Consider the following 11,024-nt stretch of genomic DNA (forward strand, 5'->3'; position numbering starts at 1 on the left):
CGGCGGCGGTCGGCTGCGGCGGTTACCGGTGCGGCGGCGGTCGGCTGCGGCGGTTGCCGGTGGGCGCGGTGCGTCAGCCCGTGCAGCGGCGGACTGGCCGCCGGGTGGCGGCAGGTCGGTGCGGGCAGCGGGTGGCCCACACGGGCTGCAGGCTGGCCACGCCGAGCAACGCGCCACTTCAGGCAACGCACCAGTCCAAGCAACGCGCCACTCCGCACAGCAAGCCCGCCGCGGGCAGGAGCCAACTGGCAAATGTTGACAACGTCACGGATCGTGCCCAGCGGTAACCCGGGCGGGCCGCTTGGCGATACCAGGGGTATCTGGAAGATCGCGGGAGGGGTTTCGCAGTGGGTTTGGGCCAGTCCAAGACTCCGGTCACCGACCGTCCGGTCTGGCTTGTCCTGACGGCGGTGTTCGCGGTGACCGCGGCGGTGCAGGTCTACCTGGCGCTCGCCATGTCCGTGTGGTTGTCCGGCGTTCTGGCCATCGTGCTCGCCTTCGCCGCGGCGGGATCACTGGCCGCCGCGGCGAAGGCGGTGCCCATCACACGTCGAAGTCGACCGTGAGCGCGTCGGACACCGGCAGCGACTGGCAGGTCAGCACGAACCCGTCGGCGACCTCGCCCTCCTCGAGCGCGAAGTTGCGGCGCATGTCCACGGCACCGGCGGTCACCTTCGCCCGGCACGTGCCGCACACCCCGCCCTTGCACGCGAACGGCAGGTCCGGCCGCACGCGCTGAGCACTGTCCAGCACCGGCACGTCCCGCGGCACGGCGACCGTCGTGGCGCGGCCGTCGAGGATGATCGTCGCCTGGGTGACGACCCCGTCGAGCGGCTTCTCCTCGTGCCGCACCGGCTCCGGCGGCACGTCGTCCACATAGAACAGTTCCTGGTGGATCCGCGACGACGGCACTCCGGCGGCACGCAACCGTTCTTGCGCCACCGTGACCATCCCGAACGGCCCGCACAGCCACCAGTGCCCGACCGCCGACACGTCCGGGAACAACGCCAGCAACGCCGACAGCTTCTCACCGTCGAGCCGCCCGGTGAACAGCTCCGCCTCGCGCGGCTCCCGGGACAGCACGTGCACCAGCTCCAGCCGGTCCGGGTAGCGGTCCTTCAGGTCGGCCAGCTCGTCGGCGAACATCACGGTGTCCGTGCGGCGGTTGCCGTACAGCACGGTGACCGTCGCGGCCGGGTCGCGCAGCACCGTCGCCGCGATCGACAGCACCGGCGTGATGCCCGAGCCGGCCGCGATCAGCACGTGGTGCTCCGGCACCGACAGGTCGGGCGTGAAGTTCCCGGTCGGCGTGCCGACCTCGATCTCGTCGCCCGGCCGCACCTGGTGCACCAGCCACGTCGAGAACAGCCCGTCCGGCACCTCGCGCACCCCGATGCGCGGCTTGCTGCCCTCGGGCGAGCAGATCGAGTACGACCGGCGCTCCTCGCGCCCGTCGATCGTCCGCCGCAGCGTCAGCGACTGCCCAGCCCGGAACGCGTAGGCGTCCGCCAGCTCCTCCGGCACGTCGAAGGTGACCGCGACGGCGTCGTCGCACAGGGGCGTCACCTCGGCCACGGTCAGCGTGTGGAAGTCGCCCCGCAGCCTCGATTTGGTGCTCGCGGTCACCTCAGATCTCCTTGACGTGCTCGAAGGGTTCGTCGCAGGACCGGCAGCGCAGCAACGACTTGCAGGCGGTGGCCCCGAACTCCGACACCAGCTCGGTGTCCGCCGACCCGCACCGCGGGCAGGACACCCGGCGCACCGGCGGGCTCAGCGTCAGCGGGATCGGCCCGGACGGCCGCCGCGGCGCGCTGCCCGGCGGCGCGATACCCGCCTCGGCCAGCGCCCGGCGGCCCCGCTCGCTGATCCAGTCGGTGCTCCAGGCCGGCTGCAGCACCGTGCGGACCTCGACGCGCGAGTACCCGGCGCCCTGCAGCGCGTGCACCAGGTCGTCGCGCATGGTGTCCATCGCCGGGCACCCGGTGTAGGTGGGCGTGATCGACACCGTCACCGCACCGTCCTGTTCGGACACCTCGCGCAGCACGCCGAGGTCGGCCAGCGTCAGCATCGGCAGCTCGGGGTCGCGGACGGTCTCCGCGACGGCGCGGGCGCTCACCATGTCGCCTCCGGATGGGCGCGGGCGACGCTCTGCAGCTCGGCCAGCAGGTAGCCCATCGCCTCGGTGTGCCGGCCACCCCGGCCGGTCTGCCCGTTGACCCCGGCCTTGCCCGCGCTCTCCGGGCGGGCCAGGGAACCGGCGGCGAACACCTGCGCCAGCACGTCGTCGAACTCCGCGCGCACCGAAGCCGGGTCGACCGCGACACCCGCCGCGGCCAGCCGCGACTCGGTCTCGTGCGGCACGAACAGCTCGTCCACGAACGGCCAGATCCCGTCCAGCCCGGCCTGCATCCGCTCGTGCGAGAACGCGGTGCCGTCGCCGAGCCGCACGGCCCACTGGGCGGCGTAGTCGCGGTGGTAGGTCAGCTCCTTCACGCCCTTGTCGGCGATCGCGGCGAGCACCGGGTCCACCGACGACCGCAGCCGCTGGAACAACGCCAGCCGCCAGGTCGAGAACACCAGCAGCACCGCGATGAGCTGCCCGAAGTCGCCGCGCTCCAGCTCGGCGAGCCGGACGTTGCGGAACTCGTGCTCGTCGCGGAAGAACGCGTAGTCGTCCTCGCCGCGGTCTGAACCATCGGCCTTGCCCGCGCGCGCCAGGAGCAACCGCGCCTGGCCCAGCAGGTCGAGGCCGATGTTGGCGATCGCGACCTCGTCCTCCAGCTCGGGCGCGCGGGTGCACCACTGCTGCAGCCGGTGCGAGAACACCAGCGCGTCGTCGCCCAGCATCAGGCAGTACCGCGCCAGGTCGTCACCGTCCACACCGGACGGCACCGAGGTGTCGACCCCGGCGAGCGGGTCCTCGAACCCGGTGCCGAACGCCCACCGCGAGTCGTCGTGAGCGTCGATCAAAGCCTCGTAGGCGTTGTCAAAGGACATCATCAGCTCACATGTGGGGAACGTTGTCGGGGATGTCGTAGAACGTCGGGTGCCGGTACACCTTGTCGCCCGACGGCGCGAAGAACGGGTCCTTCTCGTCCGGCGAGGACGCGGTGATGTCGGCGGCCTTGACCACCCAGATGCTGACGCCCTCGTTGCGCCGCGTGTACAGGTCACGCGCGTTGTGCAGGGCCATCTGGTCGTCGGCCGCGCGCAGCGACCCGACGTGCACGTGGTTGAGGCCTCGCTTGCCGCGCACGAACACCTCGTACAGCGGCCACTCGCTCTTGCTCACTTCGCCTCCGCCATCTTGCGCGCGTGCGCGGCCGCGGCCTCGCGGACCCACGCGCCGTCCTCGTGCGCCTGCCGCCGCCGCGCCAGCCGCTCGGTGTTGCACGGGCCGTTGCCCGCGACGACCTGCTTCATCTCGTCCCAGTCGACCTGGCCGAAGTCGTAGTGCCCGCGCTCGGGGTTCCACTTGAGGTCCGGGTCCGGCAGGGTCACGCCGAGCGCCTCGGCCTGCGGCACGGTCATGTCCACGAACCGCTGGCGCAGCTCGTCGTTGGTGTGCCGCTTGATCTTCCACGCCATCGACTGCGCGGTGTTGGCCGATTCGGCGTCCGGCGGGCCGAACATCATCAGCGACGGCCACCAGAACCGGTTCACCGCGTCCTGCACCATGTCGCGCTGCGCCTGCGTGCCCTTCACCATCGTCATCAGCAGCTCGTAGCCCTGCCGCTGGTGGAACGACTCCTCCTTGCAGATCCGGATCATCGCCCTGGCGTACGGCCCGTAGGAGGACCGGCACAGCGGCACCTGGTTGCAGATCGCGGCGCCGTCGACGAGCCAGCCGATCGCGCCCACGTCGGCGAACGTCAGCGTCGGGTAGTTGAAGATCGACGAGTACTTCTGCCTGCCGCTGATCAGCTTCTCGGTCAGGTCCGCGCGGTCGGCGCCCAGCGTCTCCGCCGCCGAGTACAGGTACAGCCCGTGCCCGGCCTCGTCCTGCACCTTCGCCAGCAGGATCGCCTTGCGCCGCAACGACGGCGCGCGGGTGATCCAGTTGCCCTCCGGCTGCATGCCGATGATCTCGGAGTGCGCGTGCTGCGCGATCTGCCGGATCATCGTCTTGCGGTAGCCCTCCGGCACCCAGTCCCGCGGCTCGATCCGCTGGTCCTTTTCGATGGTGTGCTCGAAGTGCCGTTCGAGGTCCTTCTCGTCGAGGATGGCAGTCATCGGTTCTCCTTGGCCACCAGGGTGAGCACGTCGTACTTGGCGACGGACTCGCCCGCGGAGTTGGTCACGTCGGCGTCCCAGCGCACCTCGCCGTAGTCGGCGTTCTCGCGCGGGGTGATCTGCTTGGCGGTCAGCGTCACGGTCAGCTCGTCGCCGGGCTTGACCGGGGTCAGGAACCGCAGGTTCTCCAGGCCGTAGTTGGCCAGCACCGGCCCCGGCTCGGGCGAGACGAACAGGCCGGCGGCGAACGACACGACCAGGTAGCCGTGCGCCACGATGCCGCCGAACAGCGGGTTCGCGGCCGCCGCCTCGGGGTCGGTGTGGGCGTAGAACGTGTCGCCGGTGAACTCGGCGAAGTGGTCCACGTCCTCCTGGGTCACGGTGCGTGGCCCGGCCACCACGCTGTCGCCGATCTTCAGCTCTGCCAACGACTTGCGGAACGGGTGCACGTCCTCGGTGTTGCGCGGCGCGCCCTCCACCCAGCGGCCGGTGACCGCGGACAGCACCTTCGGGCTGCCCTGCACGGCGGTGCGCTGCATGTGGTGCAGCACGCCGCGGATGCCGCCCATCTCTTCGCCGCCGCCGGCGCGGCCCGGGCCGCCGTGCACCAGGCCCGGCATCGGCGAACCGTGGCCGGTCGACTCCTTCGCGTCGTCGGCGTCGAGCACCAGCAGGCGGCCGTGCCACGGCGCCACGCCCAGCACGACCTCGCGGGCGAACTGCGCGTCGCCGGTCACGACCGACCCGGCGAGGCTGCCCTGGCCGCGGGCGGCGTAGCCGATGACCTGCTCGACCGAGGTGTAGGGCATCAGCGTGGAGACCGGGCCGAAGGCCTCGACCTCGTGCGGCTCGGCGCGGTCGGCGTCGCCCTTGAGCAGCACCGGCGAGATGAACGCGCCGCGCTCGGCGTCGGCGTCGACCACCTCGACCCGCTCCGGGTCGCCGAACACGACGCTGGAGGCGTCCTGCAGCGCCTTGAGCGAGCGGCGGACCTCCTCGCGCTGCTCCAGGCTGGCCAGCGCGCCCATGCGGACACCTTCGGCGGCCGGGTTGCCGATCTTGACCTTCGCCAGGCGCTCGGCGGCGGCCTCGGCCACGTCGTCGAGCAGCTCGGCAGGCACGAAGGCGCGGCGGATCGCTGTGCACTTCTGGCCCGCCTTGACGGTCATCTCGGTGACCAGCTGCTTGACGTAGAGGTCGAACTCGGCCGTACCGGGCTTGGCGTCCGGGCCGAGGATCGAGCAGTTCAGCGAGTCGGCCTCGGCGTTGAAGCGAACGGCCTGGCGCACGATCACCGGGTGGGTGCGCAGCTTCTGCGCGGTCGACGCCGACCCGGTGAACGACACCAGGTCCTGCTCGGTGAGGTGGTCCAGCAGGTCGCCGGCGCTGCCGGAGATCAGCTGCAGCGTGCCCTCGGGGATCAGGCCGGATTCGATGATCAGCTCGACGACCCGCTCGGTCAGGTACGCGGTCTGGCTGGCCGGCTTCACCAGGCTCGGCACGCCCGCGAGGAACGCCGGGGCGAACTTCTCCAGCGGGCCCCACACCGGGAAGTTGAAGGCGTTGATCTGCACCGCGACACCCCGCAGCGGGGTGGCGATGTGCTGGCCGAGGAACGTGCCGCCCTTGCTCAGCGGCTCCACGTTGCCGTCGACGTAGACGGTGTCGTTGGGCAGCTCGCGCTTGCCCTTGCCGGAGTAGGCGAACAGCACGCCGATGCCGCCGTCGACGTCGAACTTGGAGTCGCCGAGTGTGGCGCCCGTCTTCGCGGACAGCTCGTACAGCTCGTCGCGGTGCTCGCGCAGGTGGGAGGCCACGGCCTTGAGCAGCGCGGCCCGCTGGTGGAAGGTCAGCTCGCGCAGGGCCGGTCCGCCGACGCGGCGGCCGTGGTCGAGCGCGGCGGCCATGTCGATGCCGGCGGAGGAGATCCGTGCGACTTCGGCGCCGGTGACCGCGTCGTGCAGGGGCGCCCCCTCGCCCTCCCCGGTCCGCCAGCCGCCGCTGACGTAGCTGCGCAGCATCCTCGTCGACTGCTGGGCCATCGTTCCTCGCTTCCCCGGATTAACCAACCGAACGTTCAGGAAGTCATGGTAGCGTCTCGGCATGGCTGACGAAAGCACCAGTGACGTTGTTTCCGTTTCCCGCGAAGGCGCAGTGGCCACGGTGACGATGCTCCGGCCCGCCCTCACCGGCGAACTGAAGACCGAGCTGCGGGACGCGCTCGAGCTCGTCGCCTCCGACGAGACGGTCCGCGCCGTCGTGCTCACCGGCGCCGGCCGGGCGTTCTGCGTGGGTCAGGACCTGGCCGAGCACGCCGACGCGCTGCGCGCCGACCCGGCCACCGCGTTCGCCACCATCGACGAGCACTACAACCCCATCGTCACCACGCTGGCGACCATGCCGAAACCGGTGGTCGCGGCCGTCAACGGGACGTGCGTCGGCGCCGGGCTCGGGTTCGCGCTCGCCTGCGACCTGCGGGTCACCGCGGACGCCGCGAAGTTCGGCACCGCGTTCACCGGCATCGGCCTGACCTGCGACTCCGGCCTGTCCGCCAGCCTCGCACGGGCCGTCGGCGCGGCCAGGGCGAGCGAACTCGTCCTGCTCGGCGAGACCTTCACCGCCGCGCAGGCCGCGGAGTGGGGCATCGCGGGGCGCGTCGTGCCCGCCGACGAGGTGGCCGCCACCGCCGCCGACCTGGCCGCCCGCCTGGCCGCGGGCCCCACGCGCGCCTACGCGGAGGCCAAGCGCGCGCTCGCCGCGTCCTGGGGCGCGCCGTTGCCGGAAGTTCTGCGGCTGGAAGGCGAAGCGCAGGCGCGACTGGGGCTCACCGACGACCACCGCGGCGCCGTCGAGGCCTTCCTGAGCAAGTCGAAGCCGGTGTTCCAGGGGTCTTGACAGTGCCGAGGCCGGACGCACATTATTAACCGTCCATTCGGTCAGTAACGACGGAAGGCAGTGCCGCCGTGTCCCAAGCCGCGCAGGCGATGTTCGCCGACGACGTCGCGTCGAAGTCGCTCGGCATCGAACTCGTCGAAGCCGACGCCGGCCGGGCGGTCGCCCGCATGACGGTCACCGAGCAGATGGTGAACGGGCACGCGATCGCCCACGGCGGCTACATCTTCCTGCTGGCCGACACGACGTTCGCCTGCGCGTGCAACAGCCACGGCCCGGTGACGGTCGCGGCGGGCGCCGAGATCTCGTTCGTCGCCAGCGCCCGCCTCGGCGACCGCCTGGTCGCCACGGCCGAGGAACGCACGCGTTACGGGCGCAACGGCATCTACGACGTCACGGTGCACCGGGAGACCGGCGCCGGGCGCGAAGTGATCGCCGAATTCCGCGGCCGCAGCCGCACGATCGGGAAGAACTGAGGAGCCGGCCCCCATGACGACCATGCACAGCGACGTGCCTCACGCGAAGCGCCTCGGCACCGCGCCGGCGCCGGACGACCTGACCGCCGCCGAGCGGATGAGCGTCGACGAGCTGCGCGCCACCCAGCTGGAACGTCTGCAGTGGACACTGCGGCACGCCTACGAGAACGTGCCGTTCTACCGCCGCAAGTTCGACGAGGCCGGGGTGCACCCGGACGACTGCCGCGAGTTGTCGGACCTGGCGAAGTTCCCCTGCACCACCAAGCACGACCTGCGGGACAACTACCCGTTCGGCATGTTCGCCGTGCCCCAGGAGCAGGTGCGCCGCATCCACGCCTCCAGCGGCACCACCGGCAAGCCGACCGTGGTCGGCTACACCGAGGCCGACATCGACACCTGGGCGACGGTGATGGCCCGCTCGATCTACGCGGCGGGCGGGCGGCCGGGGCACAAGGTGCACGTGGCCTACGGCTACGGCCTGTTCACCGGCGGGCTCGGCGCGCACTACGGCGTGGAGAAGCTGGGCTGCACCGCGATCCCCGCGTCCGGCGGTATGACCGCGCGGCAGGTGCAGATCATCACCGACTTCCAGCCCGAGGTCATCATGGTGACCCCGTCGTACATGCTGACGCTGCTGGACGAGTTCGAGCGCCAGGGCCTGGACCCGGCGAAGTCCTCGCTGCGGGTGGGCATCTTCGGCGCCGAACCGTGGACCGAGCAGATGCGCCGCGAGATCGAGCAGCGGATGGACCTGCACGCCGTGGACATCTACGGCCTGTCCGAGGTGATGGGGCCGGGTGTGGCGCAGGAGTGCGTGGAAACCAAGGACGGCCTGCACATCTGGGAGGACCACTTCTACCCCGAGGTGGTCGACCCGGTCGAGGGGAACGTGCTGCCCGAGGGCGAGACGGGTGAGCTGCTCTTCACCTCGCTCACCAAGCAGGCCATGCCGGTCATCCGGTACCGCACGCGGGACCTGACCGCGCTGCGCCCCGGCACCGCGCGGCCGGCGTTCCGGCGCATGGACAAGGTCACCGGCCGCAGCGACGACATGATCATCCTGCGTGGCGTCAACGTGTTCCCGACGCAGATCGAGGAGATCGTGCTGGCGACCGAGGGCCTGGCGCCGCACTTCCAGCTGAAGCTGACCAAAAAGGACCGGATGGACCACCTCACGGTGCTGGTGGAGGCCCGGCACGACACCACGGCCGAGCGCCGGGTGTCGGCGGCGTCGGAGATCGCGGCGCGGGTCAAGGACGGCGTGGGGATCAGCGTCGGCGTCGAGGTGCTCGACCCGGACACGCTGGAACGGTCGATGGGCAAACTGCGCCGTGTGATCGACCAGCGCCCGCCGGCCTGAGACCACTTGGGATACTGGGGTCATGACGACCGCACCTCCGGCCCGGCCCGCCCGGCGTGGCAGGCCGGGCTACGACCTGGAGTCCCTGCTCGCGGTCGCGGTCAAGCTGTTCAACGAGCGCGGCTACGACGGCACCAGCATGGAGGACCTGTCGCGCAAGCTGGGCATCACCAAGTCCGCCATCTACCACCACGTGCCGAGCAAGCAGGAGTTGTTGCGGCTGGCGGTGAACCGGGCGCTGGACGGGCTGTTCGAGATCGTGGCCGAGCTGGATTCGGTCGACGGGCGCGCGGTGAACCGGCTGGAGTACCTGGTGCGCGGCAGTGTCCGGGTGCTGGTGGACCGGCTGCCGTTCGTGACGCTGCTGCTGCGGGTGCGCGGCAACACGAAGGTGGAGCGGGACGCGCTGGCCCGTCGTCGTGAGTTCGACCACATCGTGTCCGAACTGGTCACCAAGGCCGTCGACGAGGGCGACCTGCGGCCGGACATCGACCCGCCGACCGCGGCGCGCCTGTTGTTCGGCATGGTCAACTCGCTGATCGAGTGGTACCGGCCGCGCGGCGGGCAGAGCGGCGACGAGCTGGCGGAGACGGTGGCGGCGGTGGCCTTCGACGGGCTGCGGGTGCGGTCCGCTTAGGACTCGTTTGCCGGGTTTCCCGGGTGAACGGTCTCACACCGGGAATGCACTGGCCGTGCGTGGTGTCCGCACAGTCATGCCGGAAATCCGCAACCTGCGGCTGATCATGGTGGTGCTCGCGTTCTCCTGCGGCGCCACGGTCGCGAACCTGTACTACGCGCAGCCGCTGCTGGCCGAGATCGCGACGGCGTTCGGCGTGAGCCAGGGCAGCGCGGCGCTCGTCGTGACGTTGACCCAGCTGGGTTACGCGGCCGGGCTCGCGTTGCTGATGCCGCTCGGCGACCTGGTGGAGAACCGGGCGCTGGCGTCGCGCACGCTGGTGTTCACCGCGCTCGCCCTGGTGGTCGCGGCCGTGGCGCCGGTGTTCGGGGTGTTCCTGGCCGCATCGGTGCTGATCGGCGTGACGTCGGTGGTGGCGCAGATCCTCATCCCGTTCGCCGCGCACCTCGCGCCGGAGGAGCAGCGCGGCCGGTTCGTCGGCACGGTGATGACCGGTCTGCTGCTGGGGATCCTGCTGGCGCGGACGTTGTCCAGCCTGGTCGCCGGGGCGTTCGGGTGGCGCACGATCTACTTCGTGTCGGCGGTGCTGATGCTGGTGGTGGCGGTCGCGGCGCGCCGGATGCTCCCCCACCGCCGCCCCTCGCACGACGAGGGTTACGCCCGGTTGATGCGGTCGATCCTCACGCTGGCCCGGGAGGAACCCGCGTTGCGGCGCCGGGCGGTGTGCCAGGCGTTGATGTTCGGGGCGTTTTCGGCGTTCTGGACGTCGGTGGCGTTCGAACTGGTCGGGCGGCACGGGCTCACGCAGACCGAGGTGGGGGTGTTCGCGCTGGTGGGCGCGGCCGGCGCGGCGGCCGCCCCGTTGGCAGGGCGCTTGGGCGACCGCGGGCACGGCGGGATCGGCAGCGGGATCGCGCTGGCCCTGGCCGCGGTGGCAATGGTCGTGGCGTGGCTGGGCGCGGGATCGGTCGTGGTGCTGGCGCTGGCCGGGGTGGTGCTCGACCTCGCGGTGCAGGGCCACCAGGTGCTTTCGCAGCGGGAGATCTACGGCCTGCGGGCGGAGGCGCGGGCCCGCATCAACACGGTGTTCATGACGACGATCTTCGTCGGAGGCGCGGTGGCGTCGGCAGTGGCGGGGAGTCTGTACGACGCGTTCGGCTGGGCTGGGCCGAGTCTCTTCGGCGCGGTGCTGCCGTTGGTCGGGTTGGGGGTTTGGGCGGTGTCGACGGCGCGCCAAGCGACACAAGCGAAGCTGGGTGGTCATCCCGTCGCCTGAAACTGGCGGGGAGTCCGCCCTTTGGGCGGTGCGCCTTTCGGCGCCGAACGGTCACCTTCCGACCTCCCCCGCCCCCGATGGCTGATTGTGTTTCAGTCGCCGAGCAGGGTTGTCAAGGCGGGAAAGCGTGCCTTGACAACCCTGGTCGGC

12 protein-coding genes are annotated in these 11,024 nt (G+C 71.2%); 6 read left to right on the forward strand and 6 right to left on the reverse strand.

Annotated elements, in window-relative coordinates; genetic code table 11:
- Window positions 1-347: 347 nt before the first annotated feature.
- Window positions 348-566 (forward strand): hypothetical protein, encoded by a 219-nt coding sequence (locus ABZ193_RS41645; protein WP_027936592.1) that lies wholly within the window; start codon window positions 348-350, stop codon window positions 564-566.
- On the opposite strand, the gene paaE is transcribed toward ABZ193_RS41645, so the two are convergent.
- The 6 genes from paaE to paaZ are packed head-to-tail and all read right to left on the reverse strand — an operon-like array spanning window position 544 to window position 6,254.
- Window positions 544-1,626, reverse strand: a complete 1,083-nt coding sequence (gene paaE, locus ABZ193_RS41650; RefSeq protein WP_354714269.1) for a 1,2-phenylacetyl-CoA epoxidase subunit PaaE — start codon at window positions 1,624-1,626, stop codon at window positions 544-546. The genes ABZ193_RS41645 and paaE overlap by 23 nt on opposite strands.
- 1 nt (window position 1,627) lies before the next feature.
- Window positions 1,628-2,119 carry a 1,2-phenylacetyl-CoA epoxidase subunit PaaD gene (gene paaD, locus ABZ193_RS41655; protein ID WP_020422846.1) on the reverse strand — a complete coding sequence of 164 codons (492 nt, stop codon included), beginning with the start codon at window positions 2,117-2,119 and terminating at the stop codon, window positions 1,628-1,630.
- Entirely contained in the window at window positions 2,113-2,997 is an 885-nt protein-coding gene (gene paaC / locus ABZ193_RS41660; protein ID WP_354714279.1) for a 1,2-phenylacetyl-CoA epoxidase subunit PaaC, read from the reverse strand. Before paaC ends, paaD begins: the two co-directional genes overlap by 7 nt.
- A gap of 7 nt (window positions 2,998-3,004) precedes the next feature.
- Window positions 3,005-3,292, reverse strand: coding sequence for a 1,2-phenylacetyl-CoA epoxidase subunit PaaB (gene paaB / locus ABZ193_RS41665; protein ID WP_017984160.1), 288 nt, complete (start codon window positions 3,290-3,292; stop codon window positions 3,005-3,007).
- Complete coding sequence (paaA, locus tag ABZ193_RS41670) at window positions 3,289-4,233, reverse strand: 1,2-phenylacetyl-CoA epoxidase subunit PaaA (RefSeq protein WP_354714271.1); 945 nt, start codon at window positions 4,231-4,233, stop codon at window positions 3,289-3,291. The genes paaB and paaA overlap by 4 nt, the downstream gene beginning before the upstream one ends.
- Window positions 4,230-6,254, reverse strand: coding sequence for a phenylacetic acid degradation bifunctional protein PaaZ (paaZ, locus tag ABZ193_RS41675; protein WP_237340048.1), 2,025 nt, complete (start codon window positions 6,252-6,254; stop codon window positions 4,230-4,232). Before paaZ ends, paaA begins: the two co-directional genes overlap by 4 nt.
- Before the next feature lie 82 nt (window positions 6,255-6,336).
- On the opposite strand from paaZ, the gene ABZ193_RS41680 reads away from it, so the two are divergent.
- From ABZ193_RS41680 to ABZ193_RS41700, 5 genes are all read left to right on the forward strand, one after another.
- Window positions 6,337-7,128, forward strand: coding sequence for an enoyl-CoA hydratase-related protein (locus tag ABZ193_RS41680; protein ID WP_237340045.1), 792 nt, complete (start codon window positions 6,337-6,339; stop codon window positions 7,126-7,128).
- A gap of 89 nt (window positions 7,129-7,217) precedes the next feature.
- Window positions 7,218-7,601 carry a hydroxyphenylacetyl-CoA thioesterase PaaI gene (gene paaI, locus ABZ193_RS41685; RefSeq protein WP_020422851.1) on the forward strand — a complete coding sequence of 128 codons (384 nt, stop codon included), beginning with the start codon at window positions 7,218-7,220 and terminating at the stop codon, window positions 7,599-7,601.
- Between the two features lie 13 nt (window positions 7,602-7,614).
- On the forward strand, window positions 7,615-8,961 hold the full coding sequence (gene paaK / locus ABZ193_RS41690) for a phenylacetate--CoA ligase PaaK (protein WP_354714273.1): 1,347 nt from the start codon (window positions 7,615-7,617) through the stop codon (window positions 8,959-8,961).
- A gap of 22 nt (window positions 8,962-8,983) precedes the next feature.
- Complete coding sequence (locus ABZ193_RS41695) at window positions 8,984-9,598, forward strand: TetR/AcrR family transcriptional regulator (protein ID WP_354714275.1); 615 nt, start codon at window positions 8,984-8,986, stop codon at window positions 9,596-9,598.
- 76 nt (window positions 9,599-9,674) lie between these two features.
- Window positions 9,675-10,874 carry an MFS transporter gene (locus ABZ193_RS41700; protein WP_354714277.1) on the forward strand — a complete coding sequence of 400 codons (1,200 nt, stop codon included), beginning with the start codon at window positions 9,675-9,677 and terminating at the stop codon, window positions 10,872-10,874.
- Window positions 10,875-11,024 lie beyond the last annotated feature (150 nt).

This window comes from Amycolatopsis sp. NPDC006125, assembly GCF_040614195.1.
GTDB classification, from domain to species: domain Bacteria; phylum Actinomycetota; class Actinomycetes; order Mycobacteriales; family Pseudonocardiaceae; genus Amycolatopsis_E; species Amycolatopsis_E tucumanensis.